At 67.4% G+C, this 25,529-nt stretch carries 20 protein-coding genes and 1 riboswitch; of the genes, 14 read left to right on the top strand and 6 right to left on the bottom strand.

Annotated elements, in window-relative coordinates; genetic code table 11:
- Window positions 1-56: 56 nt before the first annotated feature.
- From LFT46_RS12235 to mutM, 4 genes are read left to right on the top strand one after another with little or no spacing between them, the layout of a single operon-like run.
- A complete protein-coding gene (locus tag LFT46_RS12235) occupies window positions 57-581 on the top strand; it encodes a YceD family protein (protein WP_236822036.1) in 525 nt (174 codons plus the stop codon).
- Window positions 582-617: 36 nt separating this feature from the next.
- Window positions 618-821, top strand: coding sequence for a 50S ribosomal protein L32 (gene rpmF / locus LFT46_RS12230; RefSeq protein WP_009356569.1), 204 nt, complete (start codon window positions 618-620; stop codon window positions 819-821).
- 20 nt (window positions 822-841) lie between these two features.
- Window positions 842-1,570, top strand: a complete 729-nt coding sequence (gene rnc / locus LFT46_RS12225; RefSeq protein WP_236798669.1) for a ribonuclease III — start codon at window positions 842-844, stop codon at window positions 1,568-1,570.
- Between the two features lie 5 nt (window positions 1,571-1,575).
- Window positions 1,576-2,544, top strand: coding sequence for a bifunctional DNA-formamidopyrimidine glycosylase/DNA-(apurinic or apyrimidinic site) lyase (gene mutM, locus LFT46_RS12220; RefSeq protein WP_236798668.1), 969 nt, complete (start codon window positions 1,576-1,578; stop codon window positions 2,542-2,544).
- A gap of 30 nt (window positions 2,545-2,574) precedes the next feature.
- Here mutM and LFT46_RS12215 read toward each other — a convergent pair whose 3' ends face one another.
- Genes LFT46_RS12215 through LFT46_RS12205 form a run of 3 tightly spaced genes read right to left on the bottom strand, consistent with a single transcriptional unit; the run spans window position 2,575 to window position 7,231 of the window.
- Window positions 2,575-3,546, bottom strand: a complete 972-nt coding sequence (locus LFT46_RS12215; protein ID WP_236798667.1) for an NAD-dependent epimerase/dehydratase family protein — start codon at window positions 3,544-3,546, stop codon at window positions 2,575-2,577.
- The gene (locus tag LFT46_RS12210) at window positions 3,543-6,215 is read right to left on the bottom strand and encodes an alpha/beta fold hydrolase (RefSeq protein ID WP_236819889.1); all 2,673 of its coding nucleotides are present in this window, start codon (window positions 6,213-6,215) and stop codon (window positions 3,543-3,545) included. The genes LFT46_RS12215 and LFT46_RS12210 overlap by 4 nt, the downstream gene beginning before the upstream one ends.
- Window positions 6,209-7,231, bottom strand: coding sequence for a 3-oxoacyl-ACP synthase III (locus LFT46_RS12205; RefSeq protein WP_236798665.1), 1,023 nt, complete (start codon window positions 7,229-7,231; stop codon window positions 6,209-6,211). The genes LFT46_RS12210 and LFT46_RS12205 overlap by 7 nt, the downstream gene beginning before the upstream one ends.
- A gap of 230 nt (window positions 7,232-7,461) precedes the next feature.
- Here LFT46_RS12205 and smc point away from each other — a divergent pair, with 230 nt between their 5' ends.
- Both smc and ftsY read left to right on the top strand, forming a co-directional pair.
- On the top strand, window positions 7,462-11,055 hold the full coding sequence (gene smc / locus LFT46_RS12200; RefSeq protein WP_236819887.1) for a chromosome segregation protein SMC: 3,594 nt from the start codon (window positions 7,462-7,464) through the stop codon (window positions 11,053-11,055).
- A gap of 105 nt (window positions 11,056-11,160) precedes the next feature.
- Window positions 11,161-12,366: a signal recognition particle-docking protein FtsY gene (gene ftsY / locus LFT46_RS12195; RefSeq protein WP_236819885.1), complete on the top strand. Its 1,206-nt coding sequence runs from the start codon at window positions 11,161-11,163 to the stop codon at window positions 12,364-12,366.
- A 60-nt stretch (window positions 12,367-12,426) separates the two neighbouring features.
- Here ftsY and LFT46_RS12190 read toward each other — a convergent pair whose 3' ends face one another.
- Window positions 12,427-13,668 (bottom strand): MFS transporter, encoded by a 1,242-nt coding sequence (locus tag LFT46_RS12190; protein WP_236819883.1) that lies wholly within the window; start codon window positions 13,666-13,668, stop codon window positions 12,427-12,429.
- A 226-nt stretch (window positions 13,669-13,894) separates the two neighbouring features.
- On the opposite strand from LFT46_RS12190, the gene LFT46_RS12185 reads away from it, so the two are divergent.
- From LFT46_RS12185 to LFT46_RS12175, 3 genes are all read left to right on the top strand, one after another.
- Window positions 13,895-15,247, top strand: a complete 1,353-nt coding sequence (locus LFT46_RS12185) for an ammonium transporter (RefSeq protein ID WP_236798661.1) — start codon at window positions 13,895-13,897, stop codon at window positions 15,245-15,247.
- Window positions 15,244-15,582: a P-II family nitrogen regulator gene (locus LFT46_RS12180; protein WP_159631736.1), complete on the top strand. Its 339-nt coding sequence runs from the start codon at window positions 15,244-15,246 to the stop codon at window positions 15,580-15,582. The genes LFT46_RS12185 and LFT46_RS12180 overlap by 4 nt, the downstream gene beginning before the upstream one ends.
- Window positions 15,583-15,691: 109 nt before the next feature.
- Entirely contained in the window at window positions 15,692-16,660 is a 969-nt protein-coding gene (locus LFT46_RS12175; RefSeq protein ID WP_236801834.1) for an IS481 family transposase, read from the top strand.
- Window positions 16,661-16,784: 124 nt separating this feature from the next.
- Here LFT46_RS12175 and LFT46_RS12170 read toward each other — a convergent pair whose 3' ends face one another.
- On the bottom strand, window positions 16,785-18,188 hold the full coding sequence (locus LFT46_RS12170; protein WP_236819881.1) for a glucose-6-phosphate dehydrogenase: 1,404 nt from the start codon (window positions 18,186-18,188) through the stop codon (window positions 16,785-16,787).
- A gap of 84 nt (window positions 18,189-18,272) precedes the next feature.
- On the opposite strand from LFT46_RS12170, the gene ffh reads away from it, so the two are divergent.
- Both ffh and LFT46_RS12160 read left to right on the top strand, forming a co-directional pair.
- Entirely contained in the window at window positions 18,273-19,856 is a 1,584-nt protein-coding gene (gene ffh / locus LFT46_RS12165; RefSeq protein WP_236819874.1) for a signal recognition particle protein, read from the top strand.
- Between the two features lie 103 nt (window positions 19,857-19,959).
- Window positions 19,960-20,694: an alpha/beta fold hydrolase gene (locus tag LFT46_RS12160; RefSeq protein WP_236819872.1), complete on the top strand. Its 735-nt coding sequence runs from the start codon at window positions 19,960-19,962 to the stop codon at window positions 20,692-20,694.
- Here the strand turns inward: LFT46_RS12160 and thiC are convergent.
- A complete protein-coding gene (gene thiC / locus LFT46_RS12155) occupies window positions 20,691-22,517 on the bottom strand; it encodes a phosphomethylpyrimidine synthase ThiC (protein ID WP_442863643.1) in 1,827 nt (608 codons plus the stop codon). The two genes, LFT46_RS12160 and thiC, sit on opposite strands and share 4 nt — an antisense overlap.
- Window positions 22,513-22,620: riboswitch (TPP riboswitch) on the bottom strand. (Overlaps the previous gene by 5 nt.)
- 80 nt (window positions 22,621-22,700) lie before the next feature.
- Between thiC and LFT46_RS12150 the strand changes: the two genes are divergently transcribed.
- From LFT46_RS12150 to LFT46_RS12140, 3 genes are all read left to right on the top strand, one after another.
- Window positions 22,701-23,783: an amidohydrolase family protein gene (locus tag LFT46_RS12150; protein ID WP_236819870.1), complete on the top strand. Its 1,083-nt coding sequence runs from the start codon at window positions 22,701-22,703 to the stop codon at window positions 23,781-23,783.
- 99 nt (window positions 23,784-23,882) lie between these two features.
- The gene (locus LFT46_RS12145) at window positions 23,883-24,758 is read left to right on the top strand and encodes a VOC family protein (RefSeq protein WP_236819868.1); all 876 of its coding nucleotides are present in this window, start codon (window positions 23,883-23,885) and stop codon (window positions 24,756-24,758) included.
- A 144-nt stretch (window positions 24,759-24,902) separates the two neighbouring features.
- Window positions 24,903-25,355: a hypothetical protein gene (locus LFT46_RS12140; protein WP_236819866.1), complete on the top strand. Its 453-nt coding sequence runs from the start codon at window positions 24,903-24,905 to the stop codon at window positions 25,353-25,355.
- Window positions 25,356-25,529: the final 174 nt, after the last annotated feature.

Here is a 25,529-nt window from a genome sequence, read left to right as displayed (position 1 = left end):
GTACGTCGGTCATATGTTCAACAGGAGTTCTCATTAACAGAGATGCTGGTTCGCCCCTGGCGTTCGACGTCAAGGACCTCGGGCGCAGCCCGGGAAGCATGCGGACGCTGAAGGAACATGTACCCGCACCGGGTGATCTTGGTGTGGCGCTTATTGGTGTTCAGGAAGGCTCGGATGTCGAGCTCGACCTGAGGCTTGAGGCCGTACACGAAGGAATTCTGGTATCAGGAACCGTTGTCGCTGAAGTAACCGGCGAGTGCGGCCGATGCCTGGATCCCCTTGCGTATGACCTTGAGGTCAATGTGCAAGAACTTTTCTTCTACGAGGGCGCTGAGTTCTCGGACGGAGAAGAAGATGAAGAGCAACGTCGAGTCGAGCACGATGTAATCGATCTTGAACCGGTGTTGCGGGACGCGGTTGTCACCAATCTGCCGTTCCAGCCGGTGTGCCGGGAAGACTGCCAGGGCCTTTGCTCCGAATGCGGAGCTCGCCTGGAAGACGAGCCGGGGCACCACCACGAGGTCCTGGATCCTCGCTGGGCTGCCCTAGCTGATATGGCTAAGCCTGACCGGCAAAATTGATTTGTACGTGTTTGTCTAGAGAGAAATGAGTTAGCCGTGGCTGTTCCCAAGCGGAAAATGTCTCGCTCGAATACCCGCGCCCGCCGCTCGCAGTGGAAGGCGACCGCCCCTCACCTGGTGAAGACCGTTGAGAACGGCCAGGTCACCTACAGCCTGCCGCACCAGGCAAAGGTCGTTACCGACTCTGCTGGCACCGCGCTGTTCCTTGAGTACAAGGGCCGCAAGGTCGCTGACGTCTAATCGGCCCAACAGGCTGACTGATGTCTTCAACTGAAGAGCTTCTGAAGCGTCTCGGTGTCTCTATTGACGCCGGGACGCTTCGTCTTGCGCTCACGCACCGTTCGTACGCCTACGAGAACGGCGGCATCCCCACCAACGAGCGGCTCGAGTTCCTGGGCGACTCCATCCTGGGGTTCTCCGTGACCGACGCCCTCTACCGGGACAACCCGAACCTGCCCGAGGGCGAACTCGCCAAGCGCCGGTCCGCCGTCGTCAGTACCCGTGCGCTTGCCGGCATCGGCCGCAGCTTGGGCATCGGGGAATTCATCTATCTTGGCCAGGGCGAGAAGCTCACCCATGGCAAGAACAAGGCTTCCATCCTGGCGGACACCATGGAAGCCCTGATCGGTGCCACCTACGTCTCGAACGACATCGAGACGGCGCGCCAACTGGTCATGCGGCTAATTGGTCCGCTGCTGAAGGATGCCGCCGTCCTGGGCGCCGGCACCGACTGGAAGACCAGTATCCAGGAACTCGCAGCCAGCCGGCAGCTGGGCAGCATCCACTACGCAGTGGAGGGTTCCGGGCCTGACCATGCCCGCACCTTCACCGCTGTCCTGAATATCGGCGGAACCGCCTACGGCAAGGGTTCCGGTCACTCCAAGAAGGAAGCGGAACAGGAAGCCGCGGCAGACGCGTGGCGGGTGCTTTCCGGCGCTGGGGCCCAGGAGGCCTCCAGTACCGGCGCAAGCTCCGTGGCCGCCCAGTAGCGTCCATGCCCGAACTGCCCGAGGTGGAGGTTGTCCGCCGTGGCCTGGTGAACTGGGTCCGCGGCAGGACCATCCGTGATGTTGAAGTCCTCGACCCACGCTCCATCCGCCGCCATGCCCTTGGCGTCGGGGACTTCATCGGCAACCTCGAAGGTGCCACTGTCTCCGACGTCGTGCGCCGGGGAAAGTTCCTCTGGATGCCGCTGGTGGACAGCTCTGCTGCCGGATTGGACACCCCGGAGACCGATTGCCTGCCCCACGTTGCCCTTATGGCGCACCTGGGCATGAGCGGGCAGCTGCTGATGCAGGACCCAGCCGTCCCCGATGAAAAGCACCTTAAAGTCCGGTTCCGGCTCAGCCCGCGGGACGGGATGCCGGATCAACTGCGGTTCGTGGACCAGCGGATCTTCGGCGGCCTCTTCGTCACCACGCTGGTACCCACTGACGACGGCGGACCAGGCGGCCTGGCGGAATCCCCTCTTCCCCTGATTGCAGAGGAAGCAGCACACATTGCCAGGGACCCCCTGGACCCTGCCTTCTCCTTTGACGTCTTCTACCAGCGCCTCCGCAAGCGCAAAACGGGGCTGAAGCGGGCGCTGCTGGACCAGGGACTGGTGTCCGGCATCGGCAACATCTACGCCGACGAAGCACTGTGGCGTGCCCGCCTGCACTTCGCCCGGGCCACCGACACCCTGCGCAGGAGTGAAGCCCAGCGCGTCCTCGACAGCGCCCGCGAGGTAATGCTCGATGCCCTGGCAGCAGGCGGGACCAGCTTTGATTCGCTGTACGTCAACGTCAACGGCGCCTCAGGCTACTTTGACAGGTCCCTCAATGCCTACGGCCGGCAGGGCGAGCCCTGCAGGAGGTGCGCCGCAGCGGGTATCAATGCGACCATCCGCCGGGACCAGTTCATGAACCGTTCCTCCCACACCTGCCCCGTCTGCCAGCCGCGGCCCCGCAACGGCCGCTGGTAGCGGCCGCCCAACCCCGCCTGGCAGGCCCGCTCAGCGGGAGCCGTAGTATTCCGTGAGCCGGGCGAGGCCTTCGTCGATGGGTACTTGGGGAGTCCAGGCGAGTAGCGTGTGGGTTTCGCGCTGGTCGAACCAGTGTGCCGTGGACAACTGCTCTGCGAGGAACCTGGTCATGGGCGGCTCGTCCTGCTTGCCGAGCCGAAGCCACGCCCGCTCCACCACTGATCCTGCCAGCCGCGCCAGCGGGCCGGGGACGGACCAGGCCGGCGCGGGTACGCCGCCGGCAGCGCAGATCCCTGCAATGAGTTCGCCCACGGGCCGGGGCTCACCGTTGGTGACCACCAGCGCCCGGCCGCGGATATGCCCCATCCGCTCCAGCGCGGCAACGATGGCGGCCGCCGCGTTGTCCACGTACGTGGTGTCGATCAGGGCAGCCCCGGCATCCAGCAGCGGCAACCGCTTCCGGGCCGCCCGTGCCAGCACCCGTTCCACCAGCTGGGTGTCCCCGGGACCCCACACCACGTGCGGCCGCACCGCGGCGGCACGGAAGTCCGGTGCGTCTGCGGCAAGGGCCAGCAGTTCCGCCTCGGCTTTTGTGCGGGAGTAATCGCCGTGGGCATGTACCGGGTCGGCCGGCTCAGCGCCCAGCCCTGCGATGGCGGCCCCCGAGTTGGCCACCGACGGCGAGGACACGAAAACGAAGTCCCTGACCCCGGCGTCGCGTGCTGCCTGGAGCAGCCGCCGGGTTCCCTGGACGTTCACTTCGTTGAATTCCTGCGCACGGCCGGTAAAGGAAACCTTGGCGGCCAGGTGGATGACGCCCTCAACGCCCCGGACGGCTGCCGAAACCGCCGCCTCATCGGTGAGGGAGCCACTGCGGTCCGTCACGCCGTCGACCCTTGACGAACGCCGCTGGAAGGTGGTGACCGCATGGCCCTTCCGCACCAACAGGCCTGCCACCTCCCGGCCCAGCAGCCCGCTGGCGCCGGTGACCAGCACCCTCATGGCGTCCCCGGGCGGCCGCCGGCCAGGACGGACGAGGCCCACTGGGACAGCCGCGTCCGGTCGATCTTGGCGTTGTGGCGGATGTCGGTGGGCTGCACAGGGACAACCAGGACGGCGGCGACGGACACGCCCGCGCCGCGTGCTGCGGCCCGCACCTTGCCCGCCAACTCCGGACCGGCAAGGCCGGCTTTCGGGGCCGGCGGAACGGTTTCGACGACGGCGGTGACGGCCTGCGTCCCTGCCGGTCCCACCCCCACCACGGCTGCCATGCCGACGCCGTCCAGGCTTTCGATGGCCTGTTCCGGGCCTACGGGGGTCACTGCGCCGCCAGGTGCAGTGACGACGTGCGCAAGGCGTCCTTCCACCCACAGCCGTCCCCGGGCGTCGAAATGGCCCACGTCCCCGGTGCGGTGCCATCCGGCGGGACCGCTGCTCAGCTCCTGGGTCAGCCAGAGGCGGTCGTAGGCGTCCTTGACGTGCGGCGCATTCACCAGGACCTCTCCCGTGATGCCCGCATCGGTGACGGGCAGGGAGCCAGGGGCGGTGCCGTCTCCTGCCAGGGGGACAACGGCTACGCGGGCACCGTGGACGGGCAGGCCCACACACACGCCGTTGCCCGCGCCCGTCATCGTTCCGGCAGCGGCATCAGCGGCGGCGGCCTGGATTTGTTCGAAGCTGATGTCGGTGACGGGCAGCGCCTCGGTCATCCCGTACGGGGTGTGCAGCGAAGCGCGGGGCACCAGCTGCTGCACCTCCGCGAGGAGTGCTTCCGGAACGGGCGCACCGGCGGAGAGGAGCAGGTCAACGCGCTCGAGTGCGGCCGTACCCTCCGGCGTGGGTCCGCCATGTGTGGCGACGACGTTGCGCAGGGCAGCGGGGGACGCGAAGACCACCGTGGCATCGATGGCCGCCGCGGCATCGGCGAGGGCACGTGCAGTCAATGTGCGGGGTGCGGTGACATCCATCGCCGGCGTCACCGAGACGGCCCCCAGGGCTGGCCCCAGCAGGGCAAAGGGCGCGAAACCCGCCACCAGGCGCTGGCCGGGACGGATCCCAAAGGTTTGGGCCACGGTGTCCCGCATGGCGGCAAGCTGCCGATGGGTATACAACACGCCCTTTGCAGGACCGGTGGAACCGGAGGTGAAGAGCACCGCGGCGGGGGAGTCCGGGCCCGGCAGGATCGGCGCAACACTGCCCGCAGCCCCGGCCCTTTCCGAACCTGCCCTCGCCAGGGCGGCAAGGGAGGTTTCCACCCCGAGGAGGCGGCGGCGTCCCGCCGGGAGCTCCTGCACACTGATGCGCCGGGCTGCCCACCCGAGGGCCCGGGCGGCGGCCAAGGCCTTGTCGATCCCAATCAGGACATCGGGAGTGGCTCCCTTGACGGCCCGGCTCAGGCCCCTGGTGCCCAGGCCGGCGTCGGCCACCACCACCACAGCACCGAGCCGCAGGCAGGCATACAGGGCCACGGTGAGGTCCACCCCCGGCGGAACCATCAGGCTCACCCGGCTGCCCGACCCAACGCCCGCCTCCTGCAGGCCCGCGGCAAGGTGTCCAACCGCCGCCTCCAGCTGCTTCCACGTCAGGAAGCGGGCCACGGTGCCGTCCGTTGCCATTTCGACGACGGCCCTCCCGTCGCCCGCTGGTCCCGCCGCCAGTTCGGCAAGCGGCGCCCACAGGGGCTCAAAGCCGTCGGTACCCTGTACGGCGGCGGGGGCATCGGCAGCACGGGTGCCACCACCGGTAACGCGCCCCGCGAGCCACTCGAAGACCGGCGTGGCAATGTCCCGGTCCTCGGCCACCAGGTGCCCCGCGCCCTCGTAGCGGTGCACGTCCGCATGCGGGAGCCGGGTGATGAGGTCCTTGAGGTAGCGGTCCGAGAAGATGGGGTCGCGCGGACCCCACAGCATCAGGGCTGGAACATCCAGCCCGCGCACCCCCTCCGCCACCCCGGTGAGCGCGGTAAAGCTTGGGTGGGATGCGTCAACGGGAATGTCCGCAACAAAGTTGCCCACCCCGGCGCGCCGGGACGCCCCGCGGTAAGGGGCCATGTAAGCGGTCCGGACCTCCGCGGACAGTGGCGGGTGTGCCAGAGAATGCGTCACCCGCAGGAAGGCATCCGAGGTGATGGTGCCCCATTTGTGGACGGCGGGGTGCAGGGCAAGCCGCAGCGCTGCCGGAATGGGAGAGCCTTCCGGCTGGTGCACCGCGGTGTTGGTCAGGACCACCCCGGCCAGCTGGTGTTCGTGCGCCAGGGCCCAGCCGAGGCTGATGACGCCGCCCCAGTCGTGGCCTACGGAAACCACTGGCCCCTCCAGGGCCAGGGCGTCGGTGAGGTCGCCCAGGTCGTTGATCCTGTCGGCCAGCCGCCGGACCGTCCCGGTGCGCTCGGAAAATCCCATGTCCAACTGGTCCACGGCCACCACACGCCATGGATGGGCCGCGTCGGATCCGCCGGCCAGCAGGGTCCGCCACAGGTAGGACCAGGTTGGGTTGCCGTGCACGCACAGCAGGGTCCCCAGGGGAGCCAGTCCGCGGCGGGCAAGTTCTGCACCGTTATCCAGCAGGTGCCAGCGGTGCACGGTGCCGGGGGCATCAGCGCCGGAGGTGGAGGGGACTTCGAGTTCGCGTGACCATTCGGCGTTGACGCCGGGCCAGTCCGCGATCACCAAACGATTTCCAGCATGGCGGTGTTCAGGCCGGATCCCACGCCCATGCACAGGACCCGGTCACCGCTCCCCAAGGACTGGGCCTCGGCTGCCAGCGTCATGGGAAGGGAGGCAGGCCCCACATTGCCCCAGTGCGGGAACGTGATGGGCACCTTGTCCGGGTCCAGGTCGATCGCCTCGATAATTGCCTGCGTGTAGGCGTTGCTGACCTGGTGGGTGACGTAGCGGTCCATGGCAGCCCAGTCCCACTCGGGCTGGGCCTCATGCCAGGCTTCGACGACCAGCTGCAGGCCGCCGTCGAGCAGTCCCTTTGTATCGGTGTGCATGCCGTCGATGCCGCCCACGCACAGTTCGTGGTGTTCGGTGCCGGCCCGCATCACGCCGCCCACCACGCGGTGGGCGCCGGGGTGCTGGTCCGCCGGTCCCAGGACGGCGGCGGCGGCTCCGGAGCCCAACGTCAGCGTGGCGAACTCACGGTTGAAGTCGGCCCGGGTGGTTTCGGGCCGCTGGAGGCGCTCCAAGGTGGCCTCCTGGGTCAGCTGGGCGTCCTCGCCATTGACAATCACGGCGTACCTGATCTGGCCCGAATCGATCATGTTGCCGGCCAGGGTCAGGGCATTGACGAAGCCCAGGCAGGCGTTGGCAAGGTCGAAGTTCATGGCCGACGACGGCAGGCTGAGTCCGTGGTGGATCTTCACCGCGACGGACGGTTCCAGGTTGCGCCTGGTCACCGAGGTGTTGATCAGCAGGCCGACGTCGGATGCCTCGATGCCCGCCTCGGCCAGGGCCTTGGCACCGGCTTCCACCGCAGCGTCATCGAACGACGTGCCGGCGGCCCACCAGCGGCGGTGCGTGATGCCTGCGACGCGTTCCAGCAGCCGCGGCGGGAACTTCAGCCGCTGCAGGGTTGACGCCAGGCGCCGGTCAAAGTCCGTGGAACTCACAATCCTTGGAGCTTCAACGCTGCTCACGGAGAGCAGCGCGGTGTTGCTGTGGCGGAAGGTTGCATTACCTGCCAATTCAAGCCCCTCTTCGTTTCTGTCCCGCATTCCTGCGGTGACTGTACCCACAAAAACGCAGGCTCAAGAGCTTAACTATGCCTTTGCCTGCCCGGAACATGCATATTCACGCGTGGCGCAGGCGTTGGCTTCCGGGCGCTGCTGCGGGGAAATGTCGGTCCTGCGCAGTAGATTGTAGTGAGCCGGTTCCCGCAATCCTGCCCTATCCGCTCCAGGAGACCAGAAAAGCCTTGCACCTCAAAAGCCTGACCGTCCGGGGGTTCAAGTCCTTTGCGTCTGCCACCACCTTCGACTTCGAACCCGGCGTCACCGCCGTGGTGGGTCCCAACGGATCCGGGAAGTCCAACGTGGTGGACGCCCTGGCCTGGGTCATGGGCGAGCAAGGCGCCAAAACCCTCCGCGGCGGCAAGATGGAGGACGTCATTTTCGCCGGGACGTCCGGGCGGCCGCCCCTTGGCCGGGCACACGTTTCGCTCACCATCGACAACGCCGACGGCGCCCTGCCCATCGAATATAGCGAAGTCACCATTTCCCGGACGCTGTTCCGTACGGGCGGCTCCGAGTACGCCATCAACGGTGCCGCCTGCCGGCTGCTGGATATCCAGGAACTGCTTTCCGACTCCGGGCTGGGCCGGGAGATGCACGTCATCGTCGGCCAGGGCCAGCTGGACCGCGTGCTGCACGCCACCCCCGAGGACCGCCGCGGCTTCATCGAGGAGGCAGCAGGGATCCTCAAGCACCGCCGGCGCAAGGAACGCACGGTCCGGAAACTGGAGGCCATGCAGGCCAACCTCCAGCGCCTCACCGACCTCACCGGGGAAATCCGGCGCCAGCTGACGCCCCTGGGCAAGCAGGCGGAGGTGGCCCGCCGCGCCCAGCGCGTCCAGTTCGACGTCAGGGACGCCCGCGCCCGCCTGCTTGCCGACGACCTCGTCCAGTTGCAGCTGGCGCTGGAGCGGGACGTGGCGGACGAGGCTGCGCTCAAGGCCCGGCGTGCCGCCGTCGAGCAGGAACTCGAAACGGGCCGCAGGCGGCAGGCAGCGCTGGAGCAACTTGCGGCAGAGGCCACACCGCGCCTTAATGCCGCCCGTGACACCTGGTACCGGCTCTCCACTGCCCGGGAGCGGCTTCGCTCGCTCGGCTCGCTGGCCACTGAGCGCAGCCGCCTGCTGGGTTCGGAAGATGCCGCGCCACCGCCGGGCAGGGACCCCGAACAGCTCGAACGCCAGGCAGCCCGGGTGCGGCAGGAGCTCGCCGAGCTCGAACAGGACATTGAAACCAGGCGCAATGCCCTGGAGACGGCCAGCGCCGCAAAGGCCGAAGCGGAGCAGGCGGCCCTGGCCGAGGACCAGCGGCTCACCGCCCAGCTCCGGGCGGCAGCCGACCGGCGGGAAGGGCTGGCACGGCTTGCCGGCCAGGTGGCGGCCGCCAGGTCCCGGGTGGAGTCCGCGCAGGCGGAACTGGGACGGCTGCGCGAATCCCTTACCGCCGGAACCGAACGCCGCGCCCGTGCCCAGGCCGAGTTCACGGCGTTGGAGAACCAGGTGGCGGGCGTGGAGGAGGGGGAAGAATCCCTCGACGCCACCTATGAGGCTGCAAGCGAGGCCCTGGACGCTGTGCTCCAGGAGATCACGGACCTCAAGGCCGCCGTCAACGAAGGAGTCCGGAAACGGGATGCCCTGGCCGCGCGGCTCGACGCCCTCAAGCTGGGGCTCGACCGCAAGGACGGCGCCCGGCACGTGCTGGAATCAGGCCTTCCAGGGGTGCAGGGAAGCGTCGCCGCCACGATCACGGTGCAGGCCGGTTATGAAGCGGCCATCGCCGCCGCCCTGGGACAGGCATCTGAAGCAGTGCTGGTCAAGGACAAGGACACGGCCGTCGCAGTGCTGCAGCGGCTCAAGGACGACGACGCCGGGCGGGCATCGCTGCTCCTCGCCTCGGCTGCGGCGGGCCACCAGAGGGACGGCGACCACCCTGCCGTCCGGCTGCCCGAGGGGGCGCAATGGGCCGCCGACCTCGTGGAGGGGCCCGCGGGGCACCTCGCCCTGGTCCGGCACCTGCTGGCCGGGACCGCCGTCATATCCGGCATCGACGCCGCGTCCACCCTCGTGGCCTCGGTGCCCGGCCTCACGGTGGTCACCGGCGAGGGTGACGTCTTCACGGCGTTAACGGCGGCCGGCGGTTCTGCCAAGGCACCGTCGCTGCTCGAGGTACAGGCGGCAGTGGACGACGCCGACCGCAGCCTTTCTGCGGTCACCGCGGACCTGGAGCGGAACAGGTTCGCCCTGGCCGGCGCCGAGGCGCGGCGCGCAGGTGCGCAGGAGGAAGCGGACGCCGCCCTGGACAAGCTGCACGAATCCGATGCCCGCCTCGCGGCGGTCGCTGAACGCCTGGGCCACCTGAACTCCGTCCTGCGCAGTGCCGTGGGCGAGAGCGAACGGCTGGCCGCGTCCTTGGCGCGGGCGGAAGGGAATGTCGCTGCCGAGCAGGAAGCGCTCGCGGCCGTTACCGCCCGCCTGGCGGCAGCCCAGGAAGCACCCGTTGAAGAGGAGCCCTCCACCGAACAGCGGGACGCCCTGGCACATGCCGCCTCCGCCGCCCGCGCAGCAGAGGTGGAGGCACGGTTGTCCCTGCGCAGTGCCGAGGAGCAGGTGGCCGCCACGCGCAACCGGGTGGCATCACTGGAACGCGCCGCCGCCACCGAACGCCGTGCCCGCGAGGAAGCTGCGGAGCGCGCCCGGCGCCGCCGGATCCAGGCCAAACGGGCAGCCGCCGTTTCCGCAGGCGTGGAACTGGCACTCGGCTACGTGGATGTCTCGGTGGACCTGGCACGGCACGAACGGGACCTGGCCGAGGAGAACCGGGAGCTGCGTGACCGCGGGCTGCGCGACATCAGGGAAGCGAACGACGCCCTGGCCCGGGAACTGGCCGACCTCACGGACAACGTGCACCGCGACGAGCTCGCCCGGGCCCAGCAACGGGCCAGGATCGAGGCAGTAGAAACCCGTTCCGTGGATGAACTGGGCATTACCCCCGAGGCCCTGGTGGAGGAATTCGGCCCGCACGTCCCCGTGCCCGTGCCTGCGGAGGAATCCAGCGACAAGTGGGCCGCCCTCCGCGCCCCCGTTGACGCGGGAGGGCAAGAGATCGTGGAAGGAAAGCCCTACGTCCGGCAGGAGCAGGAGAAGCGGCTGCGGAAGGCAGAGCGGGATCTGGCAAGCCTGGGCAAGGTCAACCCCCTGGCCCTTGAGGAATTCGCGGCACTGGAGGAACGGCACCAGTTCCTCAGCACCCAGCTGGAGGACCTGAAGGCCAGCCGCCGGGACCTGCTGGACATCATCAAGGAAGTGGACGACCGCGTCCAGCGCGTCTTCGCCGAAGCCTTCGAGGACACCCAGGCGCAATTTACCAGGGTGTTCGACCGACTTTTTCCCGGCGGCGAAGGCCGGTTGGTCCTCACCGACCCCACGGACATGCTGACCACCGGCATCGAGGTGGAGGCGCGTCCGGCGGGCAAGAAGATCAAGCGGCTGTCGCTGCTCTCCGGCGGTGAGCGGTCCCTGACCGCGGTGGCGCTGCTGGTGGCCATCTTCAAGGCCAGGCCCTCGCCGTTCTACGTCATGGACGAGGTGGAAGCGGCACTGGACGACACCAACCTGAGCCGGTTGATCACCATTTTCGAAGAGCTCCGGGAATCCAGCCAGCTCATCGTCATCACCCACCAGAAGCGCACCATGGAAGTGGCGGACGCGTTGTACGGGGTAACGATGAGGGGCGACGGCGTCTCGACAGTGATCAGCCAGCGCCTCGGCGCGGAGGTTTAGCAGCGCCGCAGAGGAATATCAGCAGCGCGGGCGGCGGCGAAAAGGGCAGGTCAGCTGCGCGGCAGGCGCCGGAAGGGGGCAAGCCGTTTGTGAGAAGCTAGGGGAGTGAATGACATCCTTCCCATTGTCCTGTCCATTCTTGCTGCGCTGGTGGTCATCGGCGCCTTGATCCCGGTCCTGATCAAGACGCGGAGGAACATCACCAGGTACCCCGGTACACGGGACGCCAATGACCCCGAAATCCGCTCCGGCGGAAGTACCGCAGTGGCGGACCGCGAGGGAACCATCGAGCGCGCGGCCCCGCAGGGCGCCGACCTCGATGAGCTGGACACCACAATGGTTCCGGACAATGCTGCCGGGCTGGAAACCATCCCCGTTGAAACCCCGCTCCCGGTCGCGGGACGCCTCACCCGCCTGCGCGAACGGCTGGTCCGCTCGAACAACATCATGGGCAAGGGGCTGCTGGCCCTGCTGTCCAGCGACCGCATCGACGAGAGCGTCTGGGACGAAGTGGAGGAGACACTCCTGCTCGCGGACCTGGGCACCGAGCCCACCATGCAGCTGGTGGATGCCCTCCGGGAGCGGGTCAAGGTCCTGGGCACCCGGACCCCGGAACACGTCAAGGCCATGCTGCGCGAAGAGCTCATCAAGCTCGTGGATCCCACCATGGACCGCAGCCTGAGCGTCCAGCGGCATGCCGACAAGCCCGCCGTGATGATGGTGGTGGGCGTGAACGGCGTGGGCAAGACCACCACGGTGGGCAAACTGGCACGTGTGCTGGTGGCCGAGGACAAGGACGTCCTGCTGGGCGCCGCGGACACGTTCCGCGCCGCCGCCGCCGAGCAGCTGGCCACGTGGGGCCAGCGCGTCGGCGTTCCCACCGTGAAGTCGGACATCGACGGCGCCGACCCCGCCTCCGTTGCCTATGAGGCAGTAAAGGCAGGCATCGAGCAGGAAGTGGACGTTGTCATGATCGACACCGCCGGCCGCCTGCAGAACAAGGTTGGCCTGATGGATGAACTGGGCAAGGTCAAGCGCGTCGTGGAGAAGCTGGCAGAGGTGGATGAGGTCCTGCTGGTGCTGGACGCCACCACCGGCCAGAACGGACTGAACCAGGCGCGGGTCTTCTCCGAGGTGGTCAACGTCACCGGCATCGTCCTGACCAAGCTGGACGGAACCGCAAAGGGCGGCATCGTCGTGGCCATCCAGAAGTCCCTCGGTGTGCCGGTCAAGCTCATCGGTCTGGGCGAAGGTGCCGACGACCTGGCACCGTTCGACACCGAAAGCTTCGTCGACGCCCTGCTGAACTAGCTGACCGCTGAACCGGGTGACTCCTGAACCGGCCTGGTTCCAGAACTCCGGCAGGGCCTGCTACGGCCCTGCCGTACGGAGCGATTCCCGGGTGGGAAGCCAGGCGACGGCGGCCAGGAGCATGATGCCGCCGGTGACCCCAAAGGCCCAGCCGAAGCCCAGCCGGTCCGCCAGCAGCCCTGCCACGACCGGCCCAACGATCGCGCCGACGTCGGACATCATCTGGTAGACGGCCAGCACCTTGCCGCCCGAGCGGCCATTTCCGATGACATCGGCCACTGCAGCCTGCTGGGCTGGGCCGAAGAGGCCCGACCCGACGCCGGCCAGCGTTGAGGCCGCAAGGAACCAGGGCAGGTCCGTGGTGATCCCGATTGCCGCGGTTGCCAGGGCTGCCACCAGCAAACCCGCGATCATCATGGGCTTGCGCCCCACCGAGTCGGCCAGGCGCCCCGAGAAGGTGAGCGCGGCGGCGTTGCCGGCAGCGAACACGGCCAGGGCCAGGCCGGCAGCCTGCGGGCCTGCTCCGAAAGCGGCCGCCGCAAACAGCGGCACGGTTGCCATCCGCACGCCAAAGGTGGCCCAGCCGTTGGCGAAGCTGGAGGCGAGGGCCGAACGGTAGGTGCCCGCGCCCAGGGCTTCGCCGAAGCGCATGTCCGGTGACCGCTTCTGTGCGTCTCCGCCGTCCCTGCGCTGATGGCTGAGCTGGGTCTGAACCACGAAAGCGGCAACGAGCAGGGCGGCGGCGTAGGCGAGGAACGGAACCCGCAGGCCCAGCCCCGCCAGGAGGCCTCCCACGATGGGCCCGCACACGTTCCCGATCAGGAACGCTGAGGCGTAGGCTCCCGAGACCCTTCCCCTGCTTTGAGGCGGCGCCAGCCGGACCACCAGGGCCATGGATGCCACGGTGAACATCACCGAGCCTGCCCCGCCAAGGCCGCGGAACAGCAGCAGCTGCCAGTAGTCCTGGGCGAAGGCGCACGCCGCGGTGGACAGCGCCACGATCAACAGCCCGGCAACGTAGATGGGGCGTTCGCCCCGCTTGCCGATCAGTGCACCGCCGGCCGGGGCAAAAGCCAGGCGCATGAACGCAAAGATCGCCACGATGACGGCAGCCTCGGTGTTTCCCACTCCAAAGGTTGTGGCGAACTGGGGCAATACGGGCGCAACAAGCCCGAATCCAAGCGCGATGAGGAAGGCCGCGGCCAGCATCACCTTGATGTCGCGGGGGAGCCTTTCGCGCTGCGGCCGCAGCCGCGCCCAAAACCTTGAGGTGGCGCCGTTGGCGCGGGGTGGTGCCGTCATGCTGGGGAAATCCTCGCTGGAAAGGGAGCCGGGTGGCTGCGCGGGTGCGGAAACATAACCGTAACAAGGCGGATATGCAGCATTTACTTCCTAGAGGTTGTTGTAACAGGCCGGCAATCTAAATCCTCCGCGGGCGAAACACGCCACCCACACACTCTTTACAGGACGCAAAAGGCGTTGGCAGGCGGAGTAATTCCGCAAGGTTCGATGAGAGAGGACGTGCACCATGGAACTTACCGCAGGTCACGTTTGGGTCATGGTGGCGGCAGCCCTCGTGCTGTTCATGACACCCGGTCTGGCATTTTTCTACGGCGGCATGACCCGCGCCAAGGCAGCCCTGAACATGATGATGATGAGCTTCATCTCCATCGGCATGGTGGGCGTCGTCTGGGTCCTGTGGGGCGCCTCCATGAGCTCCGGGGAAGGGTTCATGGAGATCGTCGGCAACCCGTTCGCCACCTTCGGCCTTGAGGGAATCACCACCCCCGATGGCCTGATCAAGGTTGGCTACGCCGCCACGTTCGCCATCATCACGGTGGCACTGATCAGCGGCGCCATCGCAGACCGTGCCAAGTTCGGCGCCTGGTCCGTGTTCGTGCCCGTGTGGGTCACGCTGGTCTACTGCCCGCTCGCCTACATGGTGTGGGGCGGCGGCCTCTTCGGCCCCGAAGGAGCCATCGGCAAGGCCCTTGGCCCCGCCATCGACTTCGCCGGCGGCACGGTGGTCCACATCAACGCAGGTGTGGCCGCGCTCATCCTGGTCCTGATCATCGGCAACCGCAAGGGCTTCGGCAAGGACCCCAACCACCGCCCGCACAACATTCCGTTCGTCATGCTCGGCGCGGCCATCCTCTGGTTCGGCTGGTTCGGCTTCAACGGCGGTGCAGCCACCACTGCCGAACAGGGCGGCCTGATCTGGGTCAACACCCTCGCAGCCCCGGCAGCTGCCATGCTCGGCTGGCTGGTCACCGAGCGGATCCGCGACGGCCACCCCACCTCGCTCGGCGCAGCATCCGGCGTGGTTGCCGGCCTGGTTGCCATCACTCCGGCCTGCGCCAACGTCAGCCCCGTGGGCGCCCTGGGCCTGGGCGTCGTGGCAGGCGTAGCTTCCGCCCTGGCAGTCGGCCTGAAGTTCCGTTGGGGCTTCGATGACTCGCTCGACGTTGTGGGCGTGCACCTGGTATCCGGCATCATCGGCACCGTGGCGCTGGGCTTCATCGCCCTGCCCACCGACGGTGTTGGCGGCGGCCTCTTCTACGGCGGCGGACTGGCACAGCTCTGGGCACAGCTCGCGGCAGCCGGCATCGCCATTGCCTACTCGGCGATCCTGACCACCATCATCGCCCTGGCCATCCACAAGACAATGGGCTTCCGCGTCTCGCAGGAACAGGAAACGGTGGGTGTGGACCTCAGCCTGCACGCCGAGACTGCCTACGAGTTCGGCGTCAGCGGCCACGGCGGAAGCTTCCAGCCGCTGCATGACCTGATCACCGGCAAGGGCCTAACCCCTGAAGCCGCGCAGGCAGCGGAAGCGCAGAAGGCACAGTCAGCAACAGGCAAGGAAAGCGTGGGGGCATGAAACTGATCACTGCAATCGTCAGGCCGGAAAAGCTCGAAGCCATCAGGGAAGGGCTGGAAGCCTACGGCGTCCAGGGCCTGACGGTCAGCGCGGCCAGCGGCTACGGCCGGCAGCGCGGCTACACCGAGGTTTACCGCGGGGCGGAATACAACGTGGACCTCCTGCCCAAGATCCGGGTGGAAGTGCTGGCAACGGACGAACAGGCCGATGACATCCTGGACGTGATCATTGCCAGCTCCAATACCGGCAGGGCAGGGGACGGCAAGGTCTGGACCATGGACGTCCACGAAGCAGTGCGGGTCCGTACAGGGGAACGCGGAGTGGCCGCCATCTAGGTGTATTGACCACGGAGGTTAGGAACATGCGGCGTGGTTAGGTGACAAAAAGAAGACCTCCAAGTGGAGTGGGGCTTGTCTAAGAGTCCGATCCACAAGGAGGTCTTCAATGTCCCATGCTAACGCGCTTCTGACGCCGAAGGGACGGCTCCGGCTGGCCCGGTGCATCGTCGATGACGGGTGGCCGCTGCGCCGTGCTGCTGAGCGGTTCCAGGTGTCGGTGACGACCGCAGCGCGGTGGGCGGCCCGTTACCGGGAGCACGGGGAGCACGGGACGGGTGATCGTTCCAGCCGGCCCATCAACTCCCCGCGTCGGACCTCCACGCGGCGGGAGCGGCGGATCGTCGCGATCAGAGTCAACCGGCGCTGGGGCCCGGCACGGATCGGCTATCTGCTGGGCATTCACCCCTCCACGGTGCACCGGGTGCTGTCCCGGTTTGGGCTGGCGAGGCTGGCGTGGATGGACCGGGCCACGGGCCGGGTGATTCGCCGGTACGAGCACCACAGCCCCGGGGACCTGGTCCACGTCGACATCAAGAAACTTGGACGGATCCCTGACGGCGGCGGACACCGCAGTGTCGGCAGGGCCGCCGGAAACCGGAACAAGACCGGTACCGCGGCGAACCGGAGACCGGGTCACGCCTTCTTGCACAACGCCGTCGATGATCACTCCAGGCTCGCCTACACGGAGATCCTGACCGATGAGAAAAAGGACACTGCGGCCGGATTCTGGGAACGCGCCAATGCCTACTTCGAGTCCCACGGGATCACTGTCAAACGGGTCCTGACCGATAACGGATCCTGCTACCGCTCCTACGCATTCAAAGACGCTCTGGGCCCGGACATCAAGCACAAACGCACCCGCCCCTACAGGCCTCAGACAAACGGCAAAGTCGAGCGCTACAACCGCACCATGCTCGACGAATGGGCCTACGCCCGTCCCTACGCCTCCGAGGCCGAGCGTGTTGCCGCTTTCGCCGACTGGCTCCATCATTACAATCATCATCGAGGCCACACCTCACTCAACGGTCAGCCACCGGCCAGCCGCGTCACCAACCTCTCAGGTCAATACATCTAGGCCTCACCACTGCGGCCCCCAGCGGACGGCAGGAACTGAAAACGAAAGCAGGGCGGGCGGGAACCGGAAGGTCCCGCCCGCCCTGCTGACGTTTAAGGCGCCAAACCGGCCTTGTGTGGACGGCTCAGTCCTGACGCCGGTTGGTGGGCCAGGACGCCGGCCCGGCCGACCCGGCGTCGTACTCCTCCAGCGGGACCTCACCTTTTTCCCATGCCTTCAGCACCGGTTCAACAATCCGCCAGCAGTCCTCAGCCGTGTCGCTCCGGACGGACAGCAGCGGATCCCCGGACAGCACCCCCTCCAGCACCTCACCGTAGGGCAGCAGGTCGGAGGCACTCAGTTCGGCTTCCAGGGTGACCCGGCCCAGGCTGAAAATGTTCCCGGGACCGTTGACATCCACGTCGAACTCCAGCGTGTCAGGGCCAAAACCGATCCGCAGCTGGTTGGGGGAGTCCACCCCGGTGAAACCCTGGGGGAGGTGGGGCACCGGCAGGAAAGTGACCACCGCCTCCTTCCGCTTGTCGCCCAGGGCCTTGCCCGAACGCAGGATGAAGGGAACGCCACGCCAGCGCCAGTTGTCGATGCCCACCTGGATCTCCGCGAGGGTCTCGGTTTCCCGGTCGGCGTCCACGCCCTCCTCCCTGGCGTAGTCGGGGACCTTCTTGCCTGCTACAGTGCCGGCGGTGTAGCGGGCCCTGCGCGTTGACTTGGTGAAGGGGGCGCTGACGCTGCTGGCGCGAAGGACGGTGGAGACCGCATCGCGGAGGTCGCGCTCGCCAATGGTGGCCGGAGGCTCGATGGCCATCACGGCCATGACCTGCAGGAGGTGGCTTTGGATCATGTCGCGCAGGGCGCCGGCGCCGTCGTAGTAGCGGGCACGTCCCTCCAGGGCCAGATCCTCGTCGAAGAAGATTTCCACCTTTTCCACGTGCTGCCGGTTCCACACCGGCTCCAGGAAGTTGTTCGCGAACCGCAGGCCCAGGATGTTGAGGACTGTGGCCTTGCCCAGGAAATGGTCCACCCGGTGGATGTGGTCTTCCGGGACGAGGCGCGCCAACGTCTGGTTGAGGGAGCGCGCGGACTCTTCGCTGGAGCCGAAAGGCTTCTCCATCACCAGGCGGGTACCGGCCGGCACCTCCCCTGGCTGAAGCGTCTCGCAGGCCAGCTGGCTGATCCGGGGCGGCAGAGCGAAGTAGACGGCCACCGGGCCTTCCAGGGTTTTCAGCAAGGCCGCCAGGGCGCCATTGGCCGTGACATCCAGCTGGTGGTACACCGTCTCCTTCTGCAACAGCTCGAGGGCTTCCTTGCCCGGCTGGTCCGCTGCACCGGCTGCCGCCGCGAACGATGACTGCACGCGCTCCCGCCACTGTTCAGGCGTCCAGGGGTCCGAACCGGCCCCCACCAGGCTGAGGCCCTCTGCACGGCCGGCGGCAAGCAGCCGCGCCAGCCCCGGCAGGAGGAGGCGGCCGGTGAGGTCGCCCGAGGCGCCGAGGATGAGCAGGGTCTTGACAGTTGTTTGGCTCGTCATTTTGCCAGCATGCCATCTTAGGTGTCTGACTTGATACCCTAGATAGTCGAGTCCCGATCATCTCCTGAAAGAAGTTCACGGCGCGTGTTCAATTCACTCTCTGACCGGTTGACAGCAACCTTCAAGAATCTCCGCGGCAAGGGCCGCCTCACGGAGGCCGATGTTGATGCCACCGTCCGCGAGATCCGCCGTGCCCTCCTGGACGCCGATGTCGCCGTACCGGTGGTCCGCGAATTCACGGGACGGGTCCGCGAACGTGCGCTGGGTGCGGAGGTCTCTGCCGCTCTGAACCCCAGCCAGCAGATCGTGAAGATCGTCAACGAGGAACTCCAGGAGATCCTCGGCGGCGAGACCCGGCGGATTCGCCTGGCCAAGAACGGCCCCACCATCATCATGCTCGCCGGCCTCCAGGGTGCGGGTAAGACCACCCTCGCGGGCAAGCTGTCCAAGTGGCTGAAGGCCCAGGGCCACAGCCCCATGCTGGTGGCCTGCGACCTCCAGCGCCCCAACGCCGTCACCCAGCTCCAGGTAGTGGGCCAGCGCGCCAACGTCCCCGTCTTCGCACCCCACCCGGGCGCCACCTCGACTGAGCTGGACCAGCCTGCCGGCGACCCGGTCGCCGTGGCGCGTGCCGGCGTCGAGGAAGCACGCCAGAAGCTGCACGACGTGGTGATTGTTGATACCGCCGGCCGCCTTGGCGTGGACGCCGACATGATGGAGCAGGCCCGCCAGATCCGCCGGGCCATCGTGCCCAACGAAGTCCTGTTCGTGATCGACTCCATGATCGGCCAGGACGCCGTGAACACGGCCCTTGCCTTTGACGAAGGCGTGAACTTCACCGGCATCGTGCTTTCCAAGCTCGACGGCGACGCCCGCGGCGGTGCCGCGCTTTCCGTCGCGTCGGTCACCGGCAAGCCGGTCATGTTCGCCTCCACGGGCGAAGGCCTGGACGACTTCGAGCTCTTCCATCCGGACCGGATGGCCTCGCGCATCCTGGACATGGGCGACATCCTCACGCTCATCGAACAGGCTGAGAAGGCTTGGGACAAGGATGAAGCGGCCCGGATGGCGAAGAAGTTCGCCGACCAGGAAGACTTCACCCTCGAGGACTTCCTCGCCCAGATGCAGCAGATCCGCAACATGGGCTCCATGAAGAAAATGCTCATGATGATGCCTGGCGCGCAGAACATCCGGCAGCAGCTGGAGCAGTTCGACGAGCGGGAGATTGACCGCGTCGAGGCAATCGTGCGGTCCATGACCCCCCACGAGCGGCTTGCCCCGAAGATCATCAACGGCTCGCGGCGCGCCCGCATCGCCCGTGGTTCCGGCGTCCACGTGTCGGAGGTCAACGGCTTGCTGGAGCGGTTTGCGCAGGCCCAGAAGATGATGAAGAAGATGGCCCAGGGCGGCATGCCGGGAATGCCCGGGATGCCCGGCCTGCCTGGTGCCGGCGGCGGTGCCCGGAAGAACGCCAAGAACGCGCCCAAGAAGAAGGCAAAGTCCGGCAACCCGGCCAAGGCTGCGCAGGAGCGCAAGGAAGCCGAAGCCCGGCGCGCCAATGCGGCCAAGGCACTGCCCACCGGGGCCGCCTTCGGCCAGCAGGGCGGCGACTTCGACCCGTCCCAGCTGAACCTTCCCAAGGGCTTCGACAAGTTCCTGGGCAAGTAGCAGTTCACCATCATCGTGCAGCGCCAGGTGTCGTTTTGATTGCTCAAGACGACACCTGGCGCTTTTCGGTGGGGATGTCGGCACCGTGGAATAGGGTTGGGACATGTTCAAGCAGAGGGTAGTGTTCGTGCACGGCGCCGGAAACTTTGGTGCTGCCGCGTGGCCCCGCCAGCACGGCATGGCACTGTCCTATGACGCCCTGTTCCTCCGGCGGCACGGCTACGATGCCGTCGCGGAGCCGCTGGAGTCCTCCTTCGCCGCAGACACCGCCATCATCCTGCGCTCCCTCGCCGATGACGGCCGCGGCGCCGCCGGCGGGCACGTTGTGGCCCATTCCCAAGGGGCAATCGCCGCCATGATGGCCGCGGTGGAACGCCCGGACCTGGTCTTCTCATTGACCCTGGTGGAACCGGCGTGCCTGTCGCTGACCGCGGAACTGCCGGCCACAGCCGCCCACATCAGCTTGATGCAGCCCCTCTTCGAGGTGCGCCACCAGCTAAGTGACGAGGACTTCCAGCGCGAATTCGTCCGCCGGGTCTACGCCACGGACCTCCAGGAGCCGGCCACCGCCGAGGAGAAGAGGTCCGCCCGCAGGCTCCGGCTCCAGTCGCCGTCGTGGGAGGCGCCGCTGCACATCGTCCCCGGCGTGCCCACGCTGGTCCTGACCGGCGGCTGGGAGCCGCTGTATGAGGAAATCGCCGGGTACCTCCGGGAAACCGGCGCCCTGCACCGCGTTGCCGCGGGAGGGCACCGGCCCCAGGACTCCCCGGAGGGGGACCAGGCAATCCGGCAGTTCATTCGACAGGTCAGCCGGAGCCAGCCGGCCCGGGCGTCCTAGCTTTCCGCGGGAACCCGCAGCTCCGGCAGGTACACCTTGCCGCCCGCGGCCAGGAACTCCTCGCTCTTCTCCCGCATCCCCGATGCCACGCCGGCAAGCGCCGCTTGGGCCTCCGCGGAGCCGAATTCATCACGGATGTCCTGGCTGATCCGCATGGAGCAGAACTTAGGCCCGCACATCGAGCAGAAGTGCGCCGTTTTGGCGGGCTCGGCCGGCAGCGTCTCATCGTGGAACGCCTCGGCGGTGACAGGGTCCAGGGACAGCGCGAACTGGTCCCGCCAGCGGAACTCGAAACGGGCCTTGGACAGCGCATCGTCCCGCTCGTGCGCGCCCGGGTGGCCCTTGGCCAGGTCCGCAGCATGGGCGGCGATCTTGTAGGTGATCACGCCGGTCTTCACGTCGTCCTTGTTGGGCAGGCCCAGGTGTTCCTTCGGGGTGACGTAGCAGAGCATCGCGGTCCCGTACCGGGCAATCTCGGTGGCACCGATGGCCGACGTGATGTGGTCATAGCCCGGGGCAACATCAGTCACCAGCGGGCCCAGGGTGTAGAACGGCGCGCCCTTGCACAGCTCTTGCTGGCGCTCGACGTTTTCCCGGACCAGGTGGAAGGGGACGTGGCCAGGGCCTTCCACCATCACCTGCACGTCGTATTCCCAGGCGCGCTGCGTCAGCTCGGCCAGCGTGTCCAGCTCCGCGAACTGGGCGGCGTCGTTGGCGTCAGCGGTGGAACCGGGGCGCAGACCGTCACCCAGGGAAAACGCAACGTCGTACTTCGCGAAGATCTCGCATAGCTCATCGAAGTGCGTGTACAGGAAGTTTTCCTGGTGGTGGGCCAGGCACCAGCCGGCCATGATCGAGCCGCCGCGCGAGACGATGCCCGTTACGCGGTTGGCTGTGAGCGGGACGTACCGCAGCAGCACGCCGGCGTGGATGGTCATGTAGTCAACGCCCTGCTCGCACTGTTCAATGACAGTGTCGCGGAAAATCTCCCATGTCAGCGCGTTGGCCTCGCCGTTGACCTTTTCCAGGGCTTGGTAGATCGGCACTGTCCCGATGGGGACGGGGGAGTTCCGGATGATCCATTCCCTGGTGGTGTGGATGTCGTCGCCGGTGGACAGGTCCATGACGGTGTCGGCGCCCCACTGGGTGGCCCACTGCAGCTTGTCCACCTCCTCCGCGATGGAGCTGGTGACCGCGGAGTTGCCGATGTTGGCGTTGATCTTCACCAGGAAGGCCTTGCCGATGATCATCGGCTCGGACTCGGGATGGTTGATGTTGCTGGGGATGATCGCGCGGCCGGCGGCCAGCTCGCTGCGGACCAGCTCGACGTCGCAGTTTTCCCGCAGCGCCACGAACCGCATTTCCTGGGTGATGATGCCCTGCCGGGCATAGTGCATCTGCGTCACTGTCCGGCCGTCGACGGCGCGGCGGGGCACCGGCCGGGCGCCCTTCCATTCTGCAGAGGCGGCACCCCGGCGGACTGCCGAGCGGCCGTCATCGAGCAGGTTGCGCTCCCTGCCGGTGTACGCCTCGGTGTCTGCCCGTGCCTCAATCCACTCCGAACGGAAGGGCTGAAGGCCCCGGACGGGGTCGCTGCCCGGCCCCGCTGTCCGGTAGGTGCGGAACGGTTCGTTGGGCCGGCCGTTGGGGGATGGCTCAAGGGAAATTTCCGTTACCGGCACCCGGATCCCGGCGCCGGGATCTTCGATGAAGGCCAGCGAATGCGACTTCAGGGACTGGGTCGCCTGGAGTGTTGTCTGAGCGTCCGTTCTTGTTTCTGCCTGGATTTGGGCAGCGTTCAACTGGGTGTTTTGTGTACTCAAGGGAATACTCACTTCCTTCGCCGGCATTACCCGGACAGGTTCAACGGTCGCAGGCCGCGTCAGCCCGATCTCAGCCCCTGCAGGGGCACCCGTGTGGTCAGGAACGAAGCTACCACAGGCCCCTGGGACGGCGTTGTCACAATCCGCGGTGCTAGCCTGTCCGGGCAGCGAAAGGAAGTCCTGATGCCACAAGTGATTGAATTCAGCGGACCGGTCCTGACCGGTCCGGACACCGTCCGGAACGGGCTCTGGTCAGTGGACGGCAGGCTCAGCTTCAACAAGCCTGCGGAGGAGCCGGGCAGGGTCCTCCATGGCTGGGTACTGCCGGGTTTCGTTGACGCGCACTGCCACATCGGGCTGGGACCGGGCGGCCCCGTTGAAGCCGCCACGGCTGCGGAGCAGGCCCTGGCTGACCTCAACGCAGGAACCCTGCTGGTCCGTGACGCCGGTTCACCGGCCGACACCCGCTGGATGCAGGGCGGCAGGGATTTCCCGCTGCTGATCCGTGCCGGGCGGCACATCGCCCGAACGCGGCGCTACCTGCGCGGCTTCGCGGAGGAAGTGGAGCCGGAGGGCCTCGTGGAGGCCGTCCGCAAGCAGGCGCGCGACGGCGACGGCTGGGTCAAGCTGGTGGGGGACTGGATTGACCGCGGCGCCGGTGACCTGGCCCCTTCCTTTCCCGCCGCCGTCGTCCGTGACGCCGTCCAGGCAGCGCATGACGAAGGTGCCCGGGTGACCGCCCACTGTTTCGCCGAGGACACCCTGGACCTGATGCTGGATGCCGGAATCGACTGCATTGAACATGCCACGGGCCTCCTGCCCCGCCACCTGCCCCGGTTCGCCGAACAGGGCATACCGATCGTGCCCACCCTCATCAATATCGCCACCTTTCCGGACATCGCGGCGCAGGCGGATTCCAAGTTCCCGCGCTACGCCGCCCACATGCGCGCCCTGTGGGAACGCAGGCTGGAACGGGTGGCCGAGGCCCACGCAGCCGGCGTGCGCATCTTTGCCGGAACCGATGCCGGCAGCACAATCCGCCACGGCAGGATCGCGGACGAAATCCTTGAACTGCACGGCGCCGGCCTGCCAATGACTGCAGCACTGGATGCCGCATGCTGGGCCGCCCGGACCTGGCTGGGGGCGGGCGTCCTGGCGGAAGGAGCGCGGGCCGACGCGGTGGTGTGCCGGGAAGACCCCCGGGCCGTGCCGGAGACCATCAGGTCGCTTGAGCATGTGGTGCTGGGCGGCCGCATCATCCGCTGACCAGAGGGCCCTTGGGGACTTGGAATAAATTGAAGGTTCAAGTAATTTTAATGTGTGACAGGCCGCCATTGGGACGGCCTCCAACACAAGGAGCCATCAATGACCGCAGCAGCCAGCAGCCAGGATCTTCTTCCTGCCGACCTCGCCATGGGCACCGTGATGCTCAAGGTGGGCGACATGAAGCTCATGGCCGACTACTACCAGCGCGCGCTGGGACTCGAGGTGGTGGCTGAGCAGGACGGCGGACTCTACCTTGGCCGGCTCGGCAGGCCGCTGGTCCACCTGGCCCCGGCGCCGGGACTGCATATTCCCGGCAGGGGAGAGGCGGGCCTGTTCCACACCGCCCTGCTGTTCGAAGACCAGGCTTCCCTGGCCGCCACCGTCGCCACGGCCGCCCAGTACGAGCCGCGGTCCTTCACCGGCAGCGCCGACCACTTGGTGAGCGAGGCCTTCTATTTCACCGACCCCGAGGGCAACGGCATTGAACTGTACTGGGACCGCCCGCGCAGCAACTGGTCCTGGAACGGGACGGACGTCGTCATGGACAGCCTTGCCCTCCCGCCGCAGCGCTACCTGGAGCAGTACCTCACCGAAGAGTCGCTGGAAGGCCAGCGCCGGACAACCGCAGGCGTTGGCCACGTGCACCTCCAGGTGGGTGACGTCCAGGCCGCCCGGGACTTCTACGTGGGAACCCTCGGCTTCGAAAAGACGGCCGGCTGGCACGGGCAGGCATTGTTTGTTTCCGCCGGCCGCTACCACCACCACATGGCAATGAACGTCTGGAACAGCCGCGGTGCCGGGCCGCGCAAGGACACCCTGGGGCTCGGTGAGGTGCTGATTGAAGTTCCTTCAGGGGACGACGTCGGGGCGCTGGCGGACCGCCTCAAGGTTGCCGGAGTGGCCTCGCACCACACCGGTGCCGAGCTCCGCTTCGAGGACCCGTGGCGCAACCGGATCCGGGTAGCCGTCCGCTGACGGGTGGACTTGGCCCCCGTTTGCACGGCGGGGCAGCACAGAAAGGGTCCGGCGTGCGCGGGCAGGCGGGCAACTACTAGGCTGATCCCGTACGGCCGGGCAGCGCCCGGCGCGCTGTCCCGCCAACGGAAGAAGGGCAACCCCATGGGCTTCACCGAGATCTTTGTCGCCACCCATGACGCCGCGCTGAAACGCGCCGGCATCCTCGACGAGGGCAGCGGCTCCGCGGCTGGCGGCCCTGCCGCCCATGCGGTGCGGATCCAGGGAATCAGCGACTTCGAGGTTGAGCAGCTGGGCGACCTGGCGGGAACGGCCGTCCACGCGGGCGGCGCCGACTACGAGCTGACCATGGTGGACGTTGCCAGCGATTCGCTCCTCGCCGTGCCGCCGGCTATGGTCCGCGCCCTGGCGGATCTGCTCTCATACGAAACCGAAGGCGAAGGCAACGTCCTCGACGACGTTGCCGAACAGTGGGCCGCCCAGGAGGACATGCCCTTCGACACAGGCCAGGCCCGGACCTATGTGCAGCAACTGGCGCAGCTCGCCGCCGGAATCGACGATTCAGAACGGACCGGACTGTACGTCTGGTCCGCCTGAGCCGGGTCCTGGAACCCTTCGGCGCTCCCCGTATGGCCGGCGCGCCAGCCACGCCCGCGCCAAGTCGAATTAACCGCGCTCATCTGGCACAATGGACAGGTACTCGATCTGCGCGGCCCCTCTCTCCGCGTCCGGATCCTGTCCCTCGAGCCCGCAAGTACGGCCCGCCCCACG

Source organism: Arthrobacter sp. FW306-07-I (genome assembly GCF_021800405.1).
In the GTDB taxonomy this organism is placed as follows: Bacteria; Actinomycetota; Actinomycetes; order Actinomycetales; family Micrococcaceae; genus Arthrobacter.
Note: the sequence above shows the minus strand (reverse complement) of the source record. Positions and strands in the feature narration are given on the sequence as shown.